Raw genomic sequence first — 20,561 nt, forward strand, 5'->3', positions numbered from 1 at the left:
CTTTTTATAAGTTTTTATAGCCAAAAACTATAATCTTTCTGGAAAATTAGATGAAAAAAACAAACGCTTTCTTTTGATTCTATTTTATTTTTTGGTACAATAGTCCTATGAAAATTTTAGTTACGTCAGGCGGTACCAGTGAAGCTATCGATAGCGTCCGCGCTATCACTAACCATTCTACAGGTCGCCTGGGGAAAATCATCACTGAAACTTTGCTTGCTGCAGGACATGAAGTTTGTTTGATAACGACAAAACGATCTCTGAAGCCAGAATCCCATCCCAACCTAAGTATTCGAGAAATTACCAATACCCACGAGCTTCTACTAGAAATGCAAGAACGTGTCAAGGATTATCAGGTCTTGATCCACTCAATGGCTGTGTCCGACTACACTCCTGTTTATATGACAGGGCTTGAGGAAGTTCAGGCTAGCTCCAATCTAGAAGAATTTTTAAGCAAGCAAAATCATCAAACTAAGATTTCTTCAACTGATGAGGTTCAGGTTTTATTCCTGAAAAAAACACCCAAAATCATCTCTCTAGTCAAGGAATGGAATCCTGCTATTCATCTGATTGGTTTCAAACTGCTAGTTGATGTTAACGAAGATCATCTGGTTGACATTGCTAGAAAAAGTCTTATCAAGAACCAAGCAGACTTAATCATTGCAAATGATCTGACTCAAATTTCAGCAAACCAACATCGTGCAATCTTTGTTGAGAAAGATCATCTTCAAACGGTTCATACTAAAGAAGAAATTGCAGAACTCCTCCTTGAAAAGATTCAATCCTATCATTCATAGAAAGGAAAGCTATGGCAAACATTCTCTTGGCTGTAACTGGGTCAATCGCCTCTTACAAGTCGGCAGATTTAGTCAGTTCTCTAAAAAAACAAGGCCATCAAGTCACTGTCTTAATGACTCAGGCTGCTACAGAGTTTATCCAACCTTTGACACTACAGGTACTCTCACAGAATCCAGTTCACCTTGATGTCATGCAGGAACCCTACCCTGATCAAGTCAATCATATCGAACTAGGTAAAAGAACTGATCTTTTTATCGTTGTCCCTGCTACTGCTAATACCATTGCCAAACTTGCGCACGGTTTTGCGGATAACATGGTGACCAGTACGGCTCTTGCCCTACCAAGTCACATCCCTAAACTCTTAGCGCCAGCCATGAATACAAAAATGTATGACCATCCGGCAACCCAGGCTAATCTAAAAATATTAGAGACCTATGGTTATCAGATTATCTCTCCAAAGGAATCTCTACTAGCCTGTGGCGATCACGGCAAAGGCGCCCTAGCTGACCTGAATACTATTTTAGAAAGAATAAAGGAAACCCTCAATGAACAAACGCTCTAACATTGCTCCAATTGCTATCTTTTTTGCAGTTATGCTCGTTATCCACTTTTTAACTTCTCTCCTATTTAACCTTTTCCCATTTCCAATCAAACCAACTATCGTTCATATTCCAGTCATTATTGCTAGTATCATCTATGGTCCTCGGGTTGGGGTTACACTTGGTTTTCTTATGGGGCTATTGAGCTTAACGGTAAACACAATTACCATCCTTCCAACCAGCTACCTCTTCTCACCATTCGTACCGAACGGAAACATCTATTCTGCGATTATCGCTATTGTCCCTCGCGTTTTGATCGGTCTGACACCTTACTTAGTTTATAAATTATTAAAAAACAGAACGGGTCTCATCTTTGCTGGTGCTCTCGGTTCCCTTACCAACACCGTCTTTGTCCTCGGGGGAATCTTCTTCCTTTTTGGAAATGTCTTCGACGGCAATATCCAAAAACTTCTAGCAACTGTCATCTCTACAAACTCAATCGCTGAATTGATTATCTCAGCTATTCTAACTGTAGCAATTGTCCCACGTCTCGAAACCTTGAAGAAATAAAAAAACAACTCCACTTTCGTCCTGAAGGTGGAGTTTAGCATTTAAAACATAAGAATTAAGTTTCTAGTATGCTTTACCATATTTTAATCAAATATCCCTTAAAAATCACTAATGCTTCTTGACTTAACTGATTATTTATTGTACTATACTTGTGTATATACAGATAAATGGAGGTTCTTATGGATATACGGAAAAAAACGCAGTTTATGACCATGACTGCACTGCTCACAGCAATCGCGATTTTGATTCCAATCATTATGCCTTTTAAAATCGTCATCCCACCAGCTTCTTACACTTTAGGAAGCCATATCGCCATCTTTATCGCCATGTTCCTATCACCTTTGATGGCTGCTTTTGTGATTATTGCTTCTAGTCTCGGCTTCCTGATGGCAGGCTACCCTATGGTTATCGTTCTACGCGCCTTTTCTCACATCGTTTTTGGTATTTTGGGAGCATTTTACTTAAAAAAATTCCCTGAAACCTTGGATAAACCAAAGGCATCTTGGATTTTTAACTTTGTTTTGGGTGTTGTTCACGCTATCGCTGAAGTACTAGCTTGTATCATCTTTTATGCTACTTCAGGGACAAACGTTGAAAATATGTTTTATGTTCTCTTTGTCCTAGTTGGTTTTGGAACAATTGTCCATAGTATGGTAGACTATACATTAGCACTAGCTGTCTATAAAGTGCTTCGAAAACGTCGCTAAAAGGAAAAACTATGACAACGGATCGCAAACAAGCTCTTCTCAAACTATTAAAAGAGGCACCAAAAGCCCTCAATGGTCAAACCTTGGCTGAGCACTTTCATGTCACGCGCCAAGTCATTGTACAGGATATCGCTATTCTCCGAGCAGATGGGGCTCCTATCCTATCCACCAATCGTGGTTATATCTACAAAGAAAATGATGCCAGCCCCTACGTTCACAAACTCTTTAAAGTGAAACATGAACTGGAAGAAATCGGTCAGGAACTTCTAGCCATTGTAGATAATGGCGGACGCGTTCAAAATATCTTAATCGATCATCCCGTTTATGGTGAAATTGAAACCCATCTCAAACTCACCTGTCGCCGAGATGTCCAGCACTTTCTGGAACAAGTCGAGAATTCAGACTTTAGACCCCTTTCTGAATTGACAGACGGCATCCATTACCACTTTGTTGAAGCCGAGACACAACAAGACCTCCACTATATTGAGGAGGCCTTGGATCAGTTAGGTTATTTAGTAAAAGACTAGAAAATTTCTTTCTCCCAGCCGTCCTCTGTACGGCGAGGGTAGAAAAATTCAGACTTGTTAGGTGCTTCCATCATTTCCATCAAAGGCAACATATCATAGGCCAGATCCAAGCTTGGAATCTGGTCTTTTTTCACCCAAGAAACTTCTCCTTCATCTGAAGAGCGAAGGGTACCAGAGAACTCAGTCGCCTTATAACAAATGACAATATAGCGCTCACCTGTATCTAATGGCCAATTTTTAATGCCGACAAGTTGAGGATTTTGGATAGTCAATCCTGTTTCTTCATAGATTTCACGAATGACAGACTCTGCGAAAGCCTCGCCATTTTCTACATGACCTCCAGGAAAGGCATAACCAGACCAGCGATTGTTTTCAGGAGCGCGGTACTGCATAACCACGCGCTGAGTTTCGAGGTCTTCAATCAGACAAATGTTTGTTAAAATCGTTAATTGGGAACGGGACATAAATTCGCTCGCTTTCTAAATTATTCAAATATATCTTTGTTGTATTTTATTTCTGACTTCATGATATAGGGATTGAGCAACTCATGATGTTCATAGGTACTACGGGCCCAAAAACCTCTCACAATGATGATTTCCTTATCTTGTATGCGATAGTCTATATTGATAGGGATGGCTGAATCCGAGATAATTGATAAAACAAAGAATGCTGCAAACCAAAGGTAAAGTGCAACCAATCCACTAAATATTTGAAAAATAAGGTGATACCATTGAAAATCTCTTGTTCTATAAAAGATTCTCCAGGGATGGATTAAGAAGGTCAAACAAAGAATGAAAGACCAACTATTCCACAAAATCGACGTAAAGGATAGACCAAAAACTAACAGCACCAAATGAAGAATCACAAAAGCTAGCAAAGCCAAATAGAGGGTTTTAAATGAAAATAATTTAGTTAGATTTTCTTTTGTCATGATTTTTCCTCTTTTTGTCGTTATATTTTAAAATCAACATCGTTAACGCTGAAATGAATAAAAAGATTAGATAGATAGCAATCGGAAACCAAACATAGCGAGAATCCAAACTTATTAAAGGTGGCAAAAAACCTTTTCCGTGTTTCAATCTAATCCCTACAAAACAATGAAAAAGAAAAATCGGGCCATTTAGATAGAGAAAAAATTCTGAAATATCTTCCAGCGAGTTGCTCCCCTCTCCTCTCAGACTTCCAAACCAAGAATAGAATGGAAAAGTAATCAAAAGAAACAAATTTAAATACAAGGGGCTAATATAACTAAACTCACGAAGCGGAGCAGGAATACTCTCATTACCAAATGTTAAATATCCCATGCCAATACCAACCATTATAAAGAATATATAACCTAAAAGAGCTTCTACTATCCAATGTTTTTCCAACCAAAGGATAAACTTGTTCCCCTGAGCTTTTACTTTTCTTTTGTTTTTATTTTTCTTTTTCTTTTTGGTTTTACTTCTCATTCACCAACTCCACAATCTTCTAGAAAGTCTTGCCATTTCGGATAGTCAGTTGCCTGTAGAAACTGGATTTAAGCAGTTTCTTATGGTAATCGGACTTGAGATAGTCCGCTTGGTCAGCATTACTATAAAAGAAAGCCGTCTGCCCAAAATGTAACTGCTCCTTGTCATTTGCCCAACCGCCTGCTAGCTCTTGAACGCTTTCCCTGTCTACCTCTGGCAGATAAAAGAGGACATCTCTCCTAAAGGCTGTCTCATCCTGCGACCAACTAGGTGGATTGGCTGATTCTTTTCGAAGCATGGCAGAGCTGACAAGGACGAAAGGCAGGGGAAAATCATAAGACTGACTAAAATAATCCGTCAAAATCTCCCGAATCCTCTCCTCCTGCTCTTCGCTATCAAAGAAAAGATTGCCACTATTGATGTAGGAAACTGAATTTTCAAACCCCCAACCTAGCCAAATCCTTCTTCAAATTAGCCATAACGACCTTATTTTTCCCGCCAACATTGATGCCACGGAGTAAAAGTGCATAACGCATGTGTGCTCCTTTCAACAATTAAGTTTCACATCATAAAGTTCTTATCTAGTCCTAACTCATCTATTAACTTATTTGTCGCTTCAGAAATCTTCTTTTCTTGCGAGTCAAAATCATTCAACTTCATTATAAACCAATATTTCGGACTAATAGCAACTGAAGTAACATCATATTTAATTTGTGTAGCAAGTAACACATAAATAGCCATCATCCGATATTCATTTCGAGTAATTCCTTTAACCGCAACCTTATAGTTTTCTTTTTGCATGAACGATGCTATCTTTATAGACTCTTTTGAACCGTATGAGTAGATTGTATTCATTATCTCTTTAAAGATCTTCAAATTTTCTTCTTGTTTCTTTTCTTTGAGTCTATCATTTTTTAAAGAATTGATTTCAATCATATCATCAAAAAGCGATAAAACCTTATAAGGAATTTTAGACATATTCTCCAGTGCTAATGTATCTCTATTACGCTTAAGTTCATTCTGGAAACTCTGCTTCATTGAAAAATAAGTTACAATAAAACCAACAATTGAAATAACACTAGAAATCATTACACTGATAATTGTTATTAAAGAAGCTTCACTCATTCTTCTATTTATCCTTTCAATCCAACGCCTTCACTTCCAACATCATATCACGTATCTGAGCAGCCAATTCAAAGTCAAGCACTTCGACGGCTTCTTGCATTTGTTTCTCCAGTTTCTTGACGAGTTCCTTGCGTTCTTGTTTGTTAAGGCTATTGATATCGACTTCTTTGTCCTCTTCCTTGGCAACTGCCTTAGTTACAGCGATCAGATCACGGATTTCTTTCTTGATTGTCTGAGGTACAATACCATGTTCTTCATTATAAGCCATCTGAATTTTCCGACGGCGGGCCGTTTCATCAATGGCACGTTGCATAGACTGGGTCATCGTGTCCGCATACATAATGACATGCCCTTCGCTATTACGAGCAGCACGTCCAATGGTCTGGATGAGGCCACGCTCGTTACGAAGGAAACCTTCCTTGTCAGCATCTAGAATGGCTACCAAGCTTACCTCAGGAACGTCAATCCCTTCACGGAGCAGATTGATTCCGACCAAGACATCAAAGACACCCAAACGCAGGTCACGGATAATCTCCGTCCGCTCTAAAGTCTTGATATCTGAGTGCATATACTTGACCTTGATCCCCATTTCTTTGAAGTAGTCAGTCAAGTCTTCTGCCATTTTCTTGGTCAAGGTTGTAATAAAGGTTCGTTCGTTCTTTTCAACACGAGCATTAATTTCACCCAACAGGTCATCAATCTGTCCCATAGTCGGACGAACTTCAACTTCTGGATCCAAAAGACCAGTCGGGCGAATGATTTGTTCAATCACTGTCTCGGTCTGTTCATTTTCATAGTCACCAGGTGTCGCTGAAACGTATACAATCTGGTGCACATGACTTTCAAACTCCTCACGGCGTAAAGGTCGATTGTCCAAGGCTGACGGTAAACGGAAACCATAATTGACCAACATTTCCTTACGCGAACGGTCTCCATTGTACATCCCCTTAATCTGCCCCATGGTCATGTGACTTTCATCAATCATGATCAAAAAATCATCTGGGAAGAAGTCGAGAAGCGTATAAGGAGGTTCTCCTTCGCTACGACCATCCATGTGACGAGAGTAGTTCTCAACCCCATTTGTATAACCCATCTCACGTAACATCTCGATATCATACTCTGTCCGCTGTTTCAAACGCTGGGCTTCTAGCAGTTTACCTTCCTTCTCAAAGACAGCTAACTGCTCCTCCAACTCTGCTTGAATCTTGGCAATAGCAACCTCCATGTGGTCATCATTGGTCACAAAGTGAGTGGCTGGGAAAATCGCCAAATGATCCACTTCTCCCAATACCTGACCTGTCAAAGCCTCAACTTCACGGATACGGTCAATCTCATCCCCGAAAAATTCTACTCGAAAAGCGTGTTCATCTCGGGAAGCTGGGAAAATCTCCACCACATCCCCACGCACACGAAATCTTCCCCGTTGGAAATCAATATCATTGCGTTCAAACTGTATATCGACCAAGTCATTCAAGAGTTTGTCACGAGAAATCTCAAGACCTGGACGGAGACTAACGACGCTATCAGCATATTCCTTTGGAGAACCCAAACCATAGATACAAGAGACTGAAGCCACGACGATGACATCGTTACGCTCCAGAAGAGCCGAAGTCGCTGAGTGGCGAAGCTTGTCAATCTCGTCATTGACAGAGCTGTCCTTCTCAATGTAGGTATCGCTAGAAGGGACATAAGCCTCGGGTTGGTAATAATCATAATAAGACACAAAGTACTCAACAGCATTTTCAGGGAAAAATTCCTTAAATTCTCCATAGAGCTGGCCTGCCAGAGTCTTATTATGAGCAATGACCAGAGTTGGTTTATTGACTTTGGAAATGACCTGACTCATGGTATAGGTCTTCCCTGTACCCGTCGCCCCCATCAAAATTTGGGCTTTCTCTCCACCTTCAATATTATCAACCAACTGCTCAATTGCCTGGGGTTGATCTCCTGAAGGTTGGTATTTTGATACTAGTTTAAATTTATTATCTGTAATTCGATTGATCATAAGAATCCTCTCTCCATGTGCTATTCCTATTTTAGCATACTTATAGCATTTTCACGAAGAAAAGGACGGACCTAAGTCACATCCTTTCATTTTCTTTCTTTAATTGAATAGCGAGATAGACAATCAGAAGTAACAAGACTAAACTTGTCATGATAGAACCTTCAATCCCAAAAGAGCCTCCTGATAGCCAAACTTGATTGCCTTGTGGTAAAAAGGTCATCAGAGACGTTCCTGACGGTTGACCGCTAACTAAAATGCCAAAAAGATTGCCCTGAGCAAAATTCCAAGCTCCATGAATACCTGCAACACCCCAAACTGTATCGGTTTTGAGAAGGTAAAGAGCCATGACAACCCCGAATAAAAAGAGATTCACTAGAGATAGAGGTGTTAAACCAGAATTCCCCATATGAAGCAGGGTAAAGAATATGCTAGATATGACAACAGCAAGTTTTAGATTGGTTCTTGAAGCTAATTGAGGAAGGAGCCACGCACGGGATACCACCTCTTCTGCTGTCCCCTGTAAAATCCAAAATGGGATAGTAAAGACAACAAAGGTAAGCGAATAAGGATTCAAGTGAATGGACTCCAAACGATATTGCCCTAAGCCCACCAAACCTAACAAGGTCAGAAGAAAAAGTGCCAAACCTAGGCCAAATCCTTTCAGAAGACTGCTAAGGAAATTTTCTCTATAAAATCCCAAGGTTCTAATAGATCTTTTCTCAACTTTTTTAGTCCATCTGAACACAGTGTTGAGAATAAAACCAAAGGACAGCAATGCTAAAATTAAACGAAAGTCACTTGTTTTATCCGTCAAGCTCTGCTGCAAGGTTTGCAAGTAAGTTGCAAGATTTTGACCAGCCTCTCCAAAATTTCTAGCAAGTCCGATGAGAGCTAACAAGCTAATACCATACAAAGTATATGCAACAAACTCTCCTATAAAGACAAAAACAAAGGCTAACAAAGGACTTGTGTAAATATTTAAACTCATTTGGGAAGATTGGAAGTCTTTAAATATTCTTTTATTCTTCATGTTCCTGTCCTCATTTCTTCTATTACATACTATTATTATATCATTTTATAGTAGCAATTCAAGAAGGAAAAGAAAACATAGATGTTATATTTTCTGACACAAAAATATAAAAATTTGCCTTTTCATTCATTTTCTGATATAATGGGAAAATATTCGGAAAAGGAGACTAAAAATGAAGAAAAAAATACTAACATGTTTGCTCATTTTATTTCCCATTTTCTCACTAGGTATGGCAAAAGCTGATACTGTTAAGATTGTGTCTGATACAGCTTACGCACCTTTTGAGTTTAAAGATTCAGATCAAACCTATAAAGGGATTGATGTTGATATTATCAATAAAGTCGCAGAAATCAAAGGATGGAACATCCAAATGTCTTATCCTGGCTTTGATGCAGCTGTAAATGCAGTGCAGTCAGGTCAAGCAGATGCTATTATGGCAGGTATGACAAAAACAAAAGAACGTGAAAATGTCTTTACCATGTCTGATACCTATTATGATACAAAAGTTGTCATTGCTACCACAAAGGCGAATAAAATCACCAAATATGAGGAACTTAGCGGGAAAACAGTTGGAGTTAAGAACGGAACTGCCGCTCAACGCTTCCTCGAAAGTATCAAAGATAAATACGGCTTCTCTATTAAAACCTTTGATACAGGTGATTTGATGAATAACAGTCTAAGTGCTGGTGCTGTAAATGCCATCATGGATGACAAACCTGTTATTGAGTATGCGATTAACCAAGGACAAGATCTCAGCATCAATATGGATGGTGAGGCTGTTGGAAGCTTTGCTTTTGGTGTCAAGAAAGGGAGCAAGTATGAACACTTGGTTACCGAGTTTAATGAAGCCCTAGCACAAATGAAGAAGGATGGTAGCTTGGAGCAAATCATCCAAAAATGGACAGCTTCTAAAACTACGGCAAGCCCAACGACAACTACTGCTGCTGGACAAAAAGCTACTCCAGTGAAAAGCAAGTACATTATTGCCAGCGACTCATCTTTTGCCCCATTCGTCTTTCAAAATTCAAGCAATCAATACACCGGTATTGATATGGACCTCATCAAGGCCATTGCCAAAGACCAAGGTTTTGAAATTGAAATTACCAACCCAGGATTTGACGCAGCCATTAGTGCTGTTCAAGCAGGACAAGCAGATGGTATCATTGCTGGTATGTCTGTAACGGATGCTCGTAAGGAAACCTTTGACTTCTCAGAATCATACTACACAGCAAATACGATTCTCGGTGTGAAAGAATCAAGCACAATTACTTCTTATGAAGACCTCAAGGATAAAACTGTCGGTGTTAAAAACGGAACTGCTTCTCAAACGTTCCTTACTGAAAATCAAAGCAAATACGGCTATAAGATTAAAACCTTTGCAGATGGCGCTTCTATGTATGACAGTCTGAATACTGGCTCTATCGATGCCGTGATGGATGATGAGCCAGTTCTCAAATATTCTATCAGCCAAGGGCAAAAATTGAAAACGCCAATCGCTGGAACTCCAATCGGTGAAACAGCCTTTGCAGTTAAAAAAGGTACAAATCCAGAATTGATCCAGATGTTCAATAACGGACTTGCGAACCTCAAAGCTAACGGAGAATTCCAAAAGATTCTTGACAAGTATCTAGCTAGCGAAACTTCAACTGACTCTACAAGTACGGTTGACGAAACAACTATCTGGGGCTTGCTTCAAAACAACTACAAACAACTTCTTAGTGGACTTGGAATCACTCTTGCTCTAGCTCTTATCTCATTTGCAATTGCCATTGTCATCGGGATTATCTTCGGTATGTTTAGCGTTAGCCCATACAAATCTCTTCGTCTGATCTCTGAGATTTTTGTTGATGTGATTCGTGGTATTCCTTTGATGATTCTTGCAGCCTTCATCTTCTGGGGAATTCCAAACTTCATCGAGTCCATTACAGGCCATCAAAGTCCAATCAATGACTTTGTAGCTGGTACTATTGCCCTCTCACTTAATGCGGCAGCTTATATCGCTGAAATCGTTCGTGGTGGGATTCAAGCTGTTCCAGTTGGGCAAATGGAAGCCAGCCGCAGTCTTGGTATCTCTTATGGAAAAACCATGCGTAAGATTATCTTGCCACAAGCGACTAAATTGATGTTGCCAAACTTTGTCAACCAATTCGTTATCGCTCTTAAAGATACAACCATTGTATCTGCTATCGGTTTGGTGGAACTTTTCCAAACTGGTAAGATTATCATCGCCCGTAACTACCAAAGTTTCAAGATGTATGCAATCCTTGCTATCTTCTATCTTGTAATTATCACGCTTTTGACTAGACTAGCGAAACGCTTAGAAAAGAGGATTCGTTAATGGCAAAACTAAAAATTGATGTAAATGATTTGCATAAGTATTATGGAAAAAATGAAGTCTTAAAAGGCATTACTACTAAATTCTATGAAGGAGATGTTGTCTGTATCATCGGTCCTTCTGGTTCTGGTAAATCCACTTTCCTCCGTAGCCTTAACCTTCTCGAGGAGGTAACGAGTGGTCACATCACTGTGAATGGTTATGATTTGACTGATAAATCAACCAATGTCGACCATGTTCGTGAGAACGTAGGAATGGTTTTCCAACATTTCAATCTCTTCCCTCACATGTCCGTTCTAGAGAATATCACTTTTGCTCCTATTGAACACAAACGAATGACTAAAGAAGAAGCTGAGAAATTGGGAATGGAGTTGCTTGAAAAGGTTGGACTAGCAGATAAAGCTAATGCCAATCCAGATAGCCTTTCAGGTGGTCAGAAACAACGTGTAGCTATCGCTCGTGGACTTGCCATGAATCCTGATATCATGCTCTTTGATGAGCCAACTTCCGCTCTTGACCCTGAGATGGTCGGAGATGTCCTGAATGTTATGAAGGAATTAGCAGAGCAAGGCATGACCATGATCATCGTAACTCATGAGATGGGATTTGCACGTCAGGTAGCCAATCGTGTTATCTTCACAGCGGATGGAGAATTTCTAGAAGATGGGACACCAGATCAAATCTTTGATAACCCGCAACACCCTCGTCTGAAAGAGTTTTTGGACAAGGTCTTAAACGTATAAAACCAAACTGTAAGGAGAACCTTACAGTTTTTTAATCGCGTATTGGATTTTTGATTTTTTTGAAAATTATGATAAAATAAAAACTATGACAATGAGAAAATCTCATCCCTAGTCCAACTAGGAAAAAATATAGAAATTAGGTAGCTAGATGTCATCAAAGGTTATTGTTACAATTTTCGGTGCGAGTGGAGATTTAGCTAAACGCAAACTCTACCCTTCCCTTTTCAGACTCTATAAATCAGGCAATCTCTCTGAGCATTTTGCTGTTATCGGAACAGCTCGTAGACCTTGGAGTAAGGAATATTTTGAATCTGTAGTTGTCGAGTCCATCCTTGATTTGGCAGATAGTACCGAGCAAGCCCAAGAATTTGCTAGCCACTTCTACTATCAAAGCCATGATGTGAATGATACAGAACATTACATTGCTTTGCGCCAATTACAAGCTGAGCTGAATGAAAAATACCAAGCTGAACACAATAAGCTCTTCTTCTTGTCTATGGCACCTCAGTTCTTCGGAACCATTGCCAAGCACCTCAAATCTGAAAACATTGTTGATGGCAAAGGTTTTGAGCGCTTGATCGTTGAGAAACCATTTGGTACAGACTACGAAACAGCTAGCAAACTCAATGAAGATCTCCTTGCGGCCTTTGATGAGGAGCAAATCTACCGTATCGACCACTACCTAGGTAAAGAGATGATTCAGAGTATCTTTGCTATTCGTTTTGCTAACATGATCTTTGAGAATGTTTGGAATCGCGAACACATTGATAATGTTCAAATTACCTTTGCGGAACGCTTGGGTGTAGAAGAACGCGGTGGCTACTATGATCAATCTGGTGCCCTCCGTGACATGGTTCAAAACCATACTCTCCAACTCCTCTCTCTTCTAGCCATGGACAAACCAGCTAGCTTTACAAAGGATGAGATTCGTGCTGAAAAGATAAAGGTCTTTAAAAAACTCTATCATCCAACTGAGGAGGAACTGAAAGAACAGTTTATCCGTGGTCAATATCGCTCTGGTAAAATCGATGGCATGAAATACATTTCTTATCGTAGCGAGCCAAATGTCGATCCTGAATCTACAACAGAAACCTTTGCATCTGGTGCCTTCTTTGTAGACAGCGATCGCTTCCGTGGCGTTCCTTTCTTCTTCCGTACTGGTAAACGTCTGACAGAAAAAGGCACTCATGTCAATATCGTCTTTAAGCAAATGGACTCTATCTTCGGAGAACCATTAACGCCAAATATCTTGACCATCTATATTCAACCAACTGAAGGATTCTCTCTCAGCCTCAATGGGAAACAAGTTGGTGAAGAATTTAATCTGGCACCAAGTTCTTTAGATTATCGTACAGATGCTACTGCTACCGGAGCCTCACCAGATCCATACGAAAAATTAATCTACGATGTCTTGAACAACAACTCAACCAACTTTAGCCACTGGGACGAGGTAAGTGCTTCTTGGAAATTGATTGACCGTATCGAAAAGCTCTGGGCTGAAAATGGTGCCCCACTCTACGATTATAAAGCTGGAAGTATGGGCCCTCAAGCTAGCTTTGACTTACTTGAGAAGTTTGGAGCTAAATGGACCTGGCAACCCGATATCGCCTATCGTGAAGAAGGTCGTTTAGAATAACAAAAATATCCTGCAAGTGTCTCTTGCAGGATTATTTACTTTCTATTAAATCAAGCCTTCTAAGAGACCCTTCATAAAGTTTTCTGAGTTAAATTCACCGATATCATCGATTTTTTCACCAAAACCGATCAATTTTACAGGGATATTGAGTTCTTCTCGAATTGCCAGAACGACACCACCTCGAGCAGTTCCATCAATCTTAGTCAATACAATACCTGTAACAGGTGTAATTTTCGAAAATTCTTTAGCTTGCACCAAGGCGTTTTGTCCAGTTGAAGCATCAAGTGCTAGGAAGGTTTCATGAGGGGCTTCTGGCACGACACGTTTGATGATGCGACCAATTTTTTCCAACTCAGCCATAAGGTTGTCCTTGTTTTGCAGTCGACCTGCGGTATCAATCATGAGAATATCCATTCCTTCCGCTACTGCACGCTCCATCCCATCAAAGACAACGCTGGCTGGATCGGCTTTCTCAGGACCAGTTACAACAGGAACATCTACACGACGACCCCATTCTGCTAACTGAGCAACCGCACCAGCACGGAAAGTATCCGCTGCAACCAGCATGACTTTCTTGCCAGCTTGTTTGTAACGATGAGCTAATTTCCCAATAGAGGTTGTCTTCCCAACACCATTGACACCTACAAAGAGCATGACTGTCAAACCATCTTGGAAGTTGATGCTTTCATTGTAGTTTCCATCTTTTTCGTAGAGCTCAACCAATTTCTCGATAATGACACGACGAAGTGCGTCAGGTTTCTTAGCGTTTTCAAGTTTGGCTTCATAACGTAGTTCTTCTGTTAAGTTTGAAGCGACTTGCACACCGACATCGCTCATGATGAGCAGTTCTTCCAATTCCTCGAAGAATTCTTCATCGACAGAACGGAAGTTGGCAAAGAAGGCATTCAAGCGTGCTCCGAATCCTGTACGGGTTTTCTTGAGACTGCGGTCATATTTTTCCTGAACGGTTTCTTCAACCTGGGGACTTTCTTCTTCTACAACTTCAGAAGCTAACTCTTCTTCTGTCTCTTGGTTCTCTTCTTCTAGAGCTTCTTCTGTCTCTTGGATTTGCTCCAATTCATCAGCTTCTAGCTCAGGCTCCTCTTGGTCTGTTTCCTCAACCAGTTCTGGTTCAATGACCTCATCTGTCGTGACCTGAGGAAGTTCTTCTCGAGCAAGAGTTTCTTCCACTTTATCCGTTTCTGTCTCTTCTTGGCTTGTTTCCTCGACTGCCGTTTTGGTTTCTTCAACCTCTTCTGACAAATCAAGATTTTCCAGAGCTTCTTTTACAACATCTTCAATTTTAGGCTCTTCTTTTTTTCCGAATAGACGGTCAAATAATCCCATATCCTAGTCCTCCTTTAGCACGTATTCTTCGATAGCCCAAGCAACGGCTTCCTCGTCGTTGGTCATCGGGGTAATCACATTTGCAACTGCCTTAACTGCTGGAACTGCATTTTGCATAGCAACTCCCAAACCTGCCCACTCAATCATGGAAAGGTCATTGGCCTCGTCCCCACAAGCCATGACTTGACTTTGATTGATTCCTAAGTGTTTAATTAATTTCGCTAAACCTGTTGCCTTATGGACGTTTTTCGGTGACCATTCCAATAAGAGTTCACGCGATTTGAAGATTTCATATTGGTCAAACAATTCTGGAGAAATCTGTTGAATCGCTGCATCCAAAGGTTCTTGGGCAAAGGCAGTCACACATTTATTATACGTCATCTGACTAGATAGATCTTCAAAAGCGACAGGCACAAAAGTCAGGGCTGGGTTGAACTTGGCATAGAGACTTTCTTGATCCGACTGGATTTGATAGACTGTTCCTTCTGAAATGGCATCTAACGGTAATCCGAGTTTTTCAGTTTCCTCGTACAAGCGTGCCACATCGTCGATTGAAAAAACCGTTTTATCGAGAATCTCTCCTGTATTTTTCTGTACCAGACCACCATTAAAGGTGATGGTGTACTCATCCTCCTGACCGTCAGTCCCTAGCTCATGGAGAAAGAAATCCATAGCCTTCAGAGGACGACCTGTTGTCAGTACGACCTTGATGCCACGATCACGCGCAGCTTTGAGGACCGCCTTGGTACGATCTGTTAGCTTTTTATCCGTTGTCAGCAAAGTGCCATCCAAATCAAGTGCAATCAATTTAATATCTGCCATTACAAGCCCTCCATATAAGCCATCACTGATTGGTCCTTATGGTGGCCAATCACTGCTTCTGCTAATTCTAAAATCTCTGGTCGCGCATTTTCAGGAGCGATTGGGTGCCCAACAACCTGCATCATATGAAGGTCATTGAGATTATCTCCAAACGCCATGACCTGATCCATGGTTAGACCTAGTTTTTTGGATAACTCAACAATAGCCACTCCCTTATCAACGTAGTCTAAGACAATATCGATGGATTCAAAACCTGTTGTCATGGCCTTCACGCCAGGAACATTTTCGTTGACCCAGGCCTCTCCAGCTTCTATCGTATCTTCTGTAAAGTTAGTGGTGAATTTAAAAATCTCATCCGTGATATCTTCCAAACGTGCTACTTTTTGAATGTTTTCATTGTAGTGACGGCTAAACATGAGATAGGTCTCATCCACTGTGTCCAATACGTAACAAGCTTTTTTCCCCGTCAGAAGCATTTTTCTTTCATCAAAATAGGGTGATTTCTTTAAAGCATCAAAAGTGCTCAAGTAAAAATCCCGAGACATAGTAGCCTCGTACAGATCCTCTCCATGAAACTCAACATAACTCCCATTTTCAGCTATAAAAATCACTTCGTCACGCACATCCGCAAACAACTTTTTCAGGGACAGAATACCACGACCTGAAGCCACTGCAAAATAAATCCCCTTTTCCTTGTAGGAAACAAGTACGTTTTTGAGACGTTCCATATCAAACCGACCCTCTCCATCTAGAAAGGTTCCATCCATATCGGTTGCTACAAGTTTAATCATAAAATCCTTCATACTCCAATTAATAAATCTATCTTCTATTATACCATAGATAAGTTTAAAAAGGTCCAGTACAGTAGGATAGCACTACTTTTTCGGAGAAACTTCAAAGGGCCTAAAAATTAGAATCGTAGAACTTTTTTCAGATAGTTTAAAAAGTTTGTATTCCCCTACTCTTTTCTCTATAATGGAGAGAAAGGAGATGACTATGACAGAAATAAAACATGAAATTGATGCAAACTTTGCAGGCCGACTCAATATCCTGCGCGCGGGTGTTCTCGGTGCCAATGATGGAATTATTTCCATCGCTGGAGTGGTTATCGGGGTTGCTAGTGCGACCAGCAATATCTGGATTATCTTTTTATCTGGACTAGCCGCTATCCTCGCTGGTGCTTTTTCTATGGCAGGTGGCGAATATGTCTCTGTATCAACTCAGAAAGACACGGAAGAAGCCGCTGTTGCTAGAGAGCAATTACTCTTGGATAAAGACATCGAATCTGCAAAACAATCTCTCTATGCCGCTTATCTTCAAAATGGTGAGTGTGAAACGTCCGCCCAACTCTTGACCAACAAGGCCTTCTTAAAAAATCCCCTCAAAGCCTTGGTCGAAGAAAAGTATGGAATCGAGTACGAAGAGTTTACCAATCCTTGGCATGCTGCCATCTCTAGCTTTATCGCCTTTGTACTGGGAAGTCTTCCTCCTATGCTTTCGATCACCGTCTTTCCAAGTGACTATCGCATTCCTGCAACTGTTCTTATCGTAGCCCTTTCCCTTCTCGTCACTGGCTATACCAGTGCTAAATTAGGCAAGGCTCCTACGAAAACTGCTATGATCCGTAACCTCTGTATCGGACTTCTCACCATGGGAGTAACCTTCCTCTTAGGACAACTCTTTAGTATTTAAGATAAAAGAAATACCTCGACCAGCATCGAGGTATCTTTTTTTACATTTGCACAATCTTGCGATAGCTTCTTGAGGTAATCATAAAGATTAAGACGTAAATGATGAGAAAAATAGTACAGATGGACAGAGTGACTGTCAACATCATGGTCGCATCTAGCACGCCAATGACTTTTAGGATGAGGCTAAGCATATGATAGGCAAAAGCAAGGTGTAGAAAGGCAAAGAGCAATGGGAGGAAGAAAACTGTTAACACTTGCTTATTGATAGTTTGCTTGATTTGCTTTTGATCGAGACCGACTTTTTGCAAAATGATGAAGCGTTCACGGTCTTCATAGCCTTCAGAGATTTGTTTGTAGTAGATAACGAGAACAGTTCCCACCATAAAGATGATAGAGAGGAAGATACCGATGAAGAAGACTCCACCAAAGAGAGCACTCATCTGCGCACTGCTATCAACAAAATTACTTCCGTATACATAGCTTCCCTCTTTGTTTAATTCTCTATTAAAGTTGTTAACGAATTTTGAATAGTCATCTGCAATTTTAAGTTGCTCGTCCTCACTAGCCGTTACATTCATACCACCGTAGTATTGATTAAAGATGGAAGAGTTAGGATGCTGTTCTAGAAAGGCTTTCAAGTCAGGAACAACCAAATAGTTATAGTCCGAAGTTAGAGTATTGTACTGATTTGGGACATGTTCAAGAATAAAATCTTTTTTGATTTCTTCTTTGATTGTGTAGGTCTGGTCATTCAGAGTCAGTTCTTTCTGACCTTGAAGTTGCTTGTTTTGAGCAAACAATCCAACTTCATGGCCTGAAAGTCCAAGTTTCTGACCCGTCATATTCTCGTAGTCTTTTTGGTCAAAGACCATAAAAATAGTTTTCGGTTTAACACGATTTTGACCTTTCTTAAAGATTGTCAATTTCGTACCTTCTTGGTTTGCCACACCAAAGTTACTGTATGTAAGGACTTCTTTATTTGTGACAGTCAATCCTTTATCGCTAGCATACTGGTCTAGGAGTTTATTTATGTCTTCTTTTTCAACATTCTGTCCTGTAATCCCGAAATCATGTGGATTCATGACCTTTTTGAAGTTTTCTGAGGCTTTAAAGATACTTGTTGTAGCAGACATAGTCACCAAGACCATGGTTGAGAGAATAGCAATCGTCGCTAGACCAACCGCATTTTTCTTCATACGGAAAATAAGATTGGATACGGAAATCATGTTGTTAGGTTGGTAATAGTAACGCTTGTTTTTCTTCAAGATTTGTAGGAAAACTGTAATCCCTGCATTGAAGAGAAGATAAGTTCCAAAAATTACCAGCAAGACTGCTACGAAGAAAATCAGAACAGCAGAAAGTGGATTCTCGACTGTTATTGCTAGATAGTAACCAGCTCCCAAACTGATTAGACCTAGAATGGTTTGAAGGCCTAAGAAACGTCCTTTTTTCTCACCACTGGCCTTTTCACGAGAGAGCTGAAGGGCATTCATGCGGGCGATACGAAAGGCATTGATAAAAATCAAACCTAGGAAGATAGCTCCAAAGACGATGAGAACTAGGATAAAGACAATTGGTTGGAAAGTCGAAACGAGCTCCACTTTCATTTTCATCAGCTTCAGAAGAAGGGCAAAGATTAGTTTATCAAAGAGGGCTCCTAAGCCGAGACCAGCTGTCAAGGTTAAGGAACCAAAAATAACAAGCTCCTTAAAAACCATACTGATTAAATGGCGCTTTTCAAGACCCAGCATACCATATACACCTAGCTCCTTGGAGCGGTTCTTCATAACAAAACTATTGGCATAAAAGACAATAATTCCAGAAGCGATGGTAACAACCACCATACCGAGAGCAAGGGTCGCAGAAATACTTTCTCCCCCTCGGATCTTGCCAATATTAGGGTTAAGTGACAGTGAGTAAAAGAGATAGGTGATGGTCACTGCTAAGAGAACAGCTAAGGCAAATGGATAGTAGAGTTTGCGGTTTTTGATTAAGTTGGATACCGCTAACTTATTGGTTAATCGGAACATACTAATTCACCTCGCTTGCCATAACAGTCAAAGTATCAGAGATTTCTTGGAACATCTGACGCTCTGTCTTATCTCCACGGTAGATTTGGTTGTAAAGAATGCCGTCTTTTATAAAGAGAACGCGTTTGGCCCTGCTGGCTGCTGCCGTTGAGTGAGTTACCATGAGAATAGTTTGACCGCGTTCATTGATTTCATCAAAAACATCTAGAAGAGCTGCAGATGACTTGGAGTCAAGGGCTCCTGTTGGCTCATCCGCAAGGAGAATTTCAGGTTCAGTGATGATGGCGCGTGCTACTGCTACCCGCTGTTTTTGACCACCAGAGATCTCGTAAGGGTACTTCTCTTGCAATTGGTTGATGCCTAAATTTTCAGCCGTTACCACCAATTTCTTCATCATCTCTGTGATGGGTCTTCTTGATAAGACTAGCGGAAGCAAGATATTGTCCTTAACAGACAGGGTATCTAGCAAGTTAAAGTCTTGGAAGACAAATCCTAACTTCTCACGACGGAAACTTGAAGCCCGTGAGTTTTTAATAGTTGCTGTATCTACTCCGTTCAAGTAAACTTGACCACGAGTTGGTTTGTCAAGCATAGCTAGGATGTTGAGCAGAGTTGACTTTCCTGAACCAGACTCCCCCATGATGGCAACATAGTCACCCTTCTCTACGGTAAAGTGAATATCTTTGAGGGCTTCTACTTGGTTGCCTTGGAAACGAGTTTTATAGATTTTTTGAACGTGTTTTACATCTAAAAGTGTCATGATTTTCTCCTTCTTAATATCCCATCATCTGAAACTGTGCTTGCATCATAGCGCATCCCAGTTGAACACGCTCGATATCTTTTTGACTTGGTTTTCTTGTTTTCTTTTGTAAAATTCTTTTCATGGTTTTGCTCCTTTGTTCTTTATGAGTCTAGTTTATCGCAAAAAAAGACGGCCTGCCATAACCTAACCTTACAAAAGAGACTTTAATCTTACATTTTTGTAAGATTGAGGAATTTTTTTGAAAACGGCTACTATAGGAAGTCCTGTCATTGCTTGTTTTATTCTTAAAAAAATAGTAAAATTAAGTTATGAAAAGGCTTTCTTTAACATCTTGTAAAAGAATTGGCTTTCTGCTAATTATTTTTAAAGGTGCTAAACTATCATTCGTATCACTGCTATAAGGAGGGAGGCTCAGCTCCCTCTTTTTTAGAAAGAGGTTCCT

Annotated in this window: 20 protein-coding genes and 1 pseudogene; 9 read left to right on the forward strand and 12 right to left on the reverse strand. The window is 40.3% G+C overall.

All coding sequences use genetic code 11. From position 1 onward, the window contains the following. Nucleotides 1-107: 107 nt before the first annotated feature. The 5 genes from coaB (at nt 108) to M1F56_RS08135 (ending at nt 3,141) form a co-directional block, all read left to right on the forward strand. Nucleotides 108-797, forward strand: coding sequence for a phosphopantothenate--cysteine ligase (gene coaB / locus M1F56_RS08115; protein WP_007522039.1), 690 nt, complete (start codon nt 108-110; stop codon nt 795-797). Nucleotides 798-808: 11 nt separating this feature from the next. After that, nucleotides 809-1,360, forward strand: coding sequence for a phosphopantothenoylcysteine decarboxylase (gene coaC, locus M1F56_RS08120; RefSeq protein WP_247917389.1), 552 nt, complete (start codon nt 809-811; stop codon nt 1,358-1,360). Further along, the gene (locus M1F56_RS08125; protein WP_001042726.1) at nt 1,344-1,907 is read left to right on the forward strand and encodes an ECF transporter S component; all 564 of its coding nucleotides are present in this window, start codon (nt 1,344-1,346) and stop codon (nt 1,905-1,907) included. The genes coaC and M1F56_RS08125 overlap by 17 nt, the downstream gene beginning before the upstream one ends. A gap of 179 nt (nt 1,908-2,086) precedes the next feature. After that, nucleotides 2,087-2,614, forward strand: a complete 528-nt coding sequence (locus tag M1F56_RS08130) for an ECF transporter S component (RefSeq protein WP_000354636.1) — start codon at nt 2,087-2,089, stop codon at nt 2,612-2,614. Between the two features lie 11 nt (nt 2,615-2,625). Continuing rightward, nucleotides 2,626-3,141, forward strand: coding sequence for a transcription repressor NadR (locus M1F56_RS08135; RefSeq protein ID WP_247917390.1), 516 nt, complete (start codon nt 2,626-2,628; stop codon nt 3,139-3,141). Here the strand turns inward: M1F56_RS08135 and M1F56_RS08140 are convergent. The 7 genes and pseudogenes from M1F56_RS08140 to M1F56_RS08170 all read right to left on the reverse strand — a co-directional run bounded on the left by M1F56_RS08140 (nt 3,138) and on the right by M1F56_RS08170 (nt 8,752). Further along, on the reverse strand, nt 3,138-3,605 hold the full coding sequence (locus M1F56_RS08140; RefSeq protein ID WP_247917391.1) for an 8-oxo-dGTP diphosphatase: 468 nt from the start codon (nt 3,603-3,605) through the stop codon (nt 3,138-3,140). The genes M1F56_RS08135 and M1F56_RS08140 overlap by 4 nt on opposite strands. A gap of 20 nt (nt 3,606-3,625) precedes the next feature. Then, a complete protein-coding gene (locus M1F56_RS08145) occupies nt 3,626-4,072 on the reverse strand; it encodes a hypothetical protein (protein WP_247917392.1) in 447 nt (148 codons plus the stop codon). Continuing rightward, nucleotides 4,050-4,592, reverse strand: coding sequence for a hypothetical protein (locus tag M1F56_RS08150; RefSeq protein WP_247917393.1), 543 nt, complete (start codon nt 4,590-4,592; stop codon nt 4,050-4,052). Before M1F56_RS08150 ends, M1F56_RS08145 begins: the two co-directional genes overlap by 23 nt. Nucleotides 4,593-4,611: 19 nt before the next feature. Beyond that, nucleotides 4,612-5,128, reverse strand: a pseudogene (locus tag M1F56_RS08155) (DUF1697 domain-containing protein). A 25-nt stretch (nt 5,129-5,153) separates the two neighbouring features. Beyond that, nucleotides 5,154-5,717 carry a hypothetical protein gene (locus M1F56_RS08160; protein ID WP_247917394.1) on the reverse strand — a complete coding sequence of 188 codons (564 nt, stop codon included), beginning with the start codon at nt 5,715-5,717 and terminating at the stop codon, nt 5,154-5,156. Between the two features lie 16 nt (nt 5,718-5,733). After that, a complete protein-coding gene (uvrB, locus tag M1F56_RS08165) occupies nt 5,734-7,722 on the reverse strand; it encodes an excinuclease ABC subunit UvrB (protein WP_247917395.1) in 1,989 nt (662 codons plus the stop codon). Nucleotides 7,723-7,798: 76 nt separating this feature from the next. Next, complete coding sequence (locus M1F56_RS08170; protein WP_247917396.1) at nt 7,799-8,752, reverse strand: CPBP family intramembrane glutamic endopeptidase; 954 nt, start codon at nt 8,750-8,752, stop codon at nt 7,799-7,801. A 172-nt stretch (nt 8,753-8,924) separates the two neighbouring features. On the opposite strand from M1F56_RS08170, the gene M1F56_RS08175 reads away from it, so the two are divergent. The 3 genes from M1F56_RS08175 (at nt 8,925) to zwf (ending at nt 13,466) form a co-directional block, all read left to right on the forward strand. Further along, complete coding sequence (locus M1F56_RS08175; protein ID WP_247917397.1) at nt 8,925-11,090, forward strand: ABC transporter substrate-binding protein/permease; 2,166 nt, start codon at nt 8,925-8,927, stop codon at nt 11,088-11,090. Next, entirely contained in the window at nt 11,090-11,830 is a 741-nt protein-coding gene (locus M1F56_RS08180; protein WP_007516801.1) for an amino acid ABC transporter ATP-binding protein, read from the forward strand. The genes M1F56_RS08175 and M1F56_RS08180 overlap by 1 nt, the downstream gene beginning before the upstream one ends. Nucleotides 11,831-11,978: 148 nt before the next feature. After that, the gene (zwf, locus tag M1F56_RS08185) at nt 11,979-13,466 is read left to right on the forward strand and encodes a glucose-6-phosphate dehydrogenase (protein WP_247917398.1); all 1,488 of its coding nucleotides are present in this window, start codon (nt 11,979-11,981) and stop codon (nt 13,464-13,466) included. A 45-nt stretch (nt 13,467-13,511) separates the two neighbouring features. Here the strand turns inward: zwf and ftsY are convergent, their stop codons facing one another. From ftsY to M1F56_RS08200, 3 genes are read right to left on the reverse strand one after another with little or no spacing between them, the layout of a single operon-like run. Next, nucleotides 13,512-14,813 carry a signal recognition particle-docking protein FtsY gene (ftsY, locus tag M1F56_RS08190; RefSeq protein ID WP_247917399.1) on the reverse strand — a complete coding sequence of 434 codons (1,302 nt, stop codon included), beginning with the start codon at nt 14,811-14,813 and terminating at the stop codon, nt 13,512-13,514. A 3-nt stretch (nt 14,814-14,816) separates the two neighbouring features. Then, nucleotides 14,817-15,635, reverse strand: a complete 819-nt coding sequence (locus M1F56_RS08195) for a Cof-type HAD-IIB family hydrolase (protein WP_000763420.1) — start codon at nt 15,633-15,635, stop codon at nt 14,817-14,819. Continuing rightward, nucleotides 15,635-16,426, reverse strand: coding sequence for a Cof-type HAD-IIB family hydrolase (locus M1F56_RS08200; RefSeq protein ID WP_247917400.1), 792 nt, complete (start codon nt 16,424-16,426; stop codon nt 15,635-15,637). Before M1F56_RS08200 ends, M1F56_RS08195 begins: the two co-directional genes overlap by 1 nt. A 205-nt stretch (nt 16,427-16,631) precedes the next feature. Between M1F56_RS08200 and M1F56_RS08205 the strand changes: the two genes are divergently transcribed. Then, entirely contained in the window at nt 16,632-17,327 is a 696-nt protein-coding gene (locus tag M1F56_RS08205; protein ID WP_000136040.1) for a VIT1/CCC1 transporter family protein, read from the forward strand. A 40-nt stretch (nt 17,328-17,367) separates the two neighbouring features. On the opposite strand, the gene M1F56_RS08210 is transcribed toward M1F56_RS08205, so the two are convergent. Next, nucleotides 17,368-19,356 (reverse strand): ABC transporter permease, encoded by a 1,989-nt coding sequence (locus M1F56_RS08210; RefSeq protein ID WP_247917401.1) that lies wholly within the window; start codon nt 19,354-19,356, stop codon nt 17,368-17,370. A 1-nt stretch (nt 19,357) separates the two neighbouring features. Then, nucleotides 19,358-20,116, reverse strand: a complete 759-nt coding sequence (locus M1F56_RS08215) for an ABC transporter ATP-binding protein (RefSeq protein ID WP_033585331.1) — start codon at nt 20,114-20,116, stop codon at nt 19,358-19,360. Nucleotides 20,117-20,561: the final 445 nt, after the last annotated feature.

This window comes from Streptococcus oralis, assembly GCF_023109005.1.
Classification (GTDB): Bacteria; Bacillota; Bacilli; order Lactobacillales; family Streptococcaceae; genus Streptococcus; species Streptococcus oralis_BU.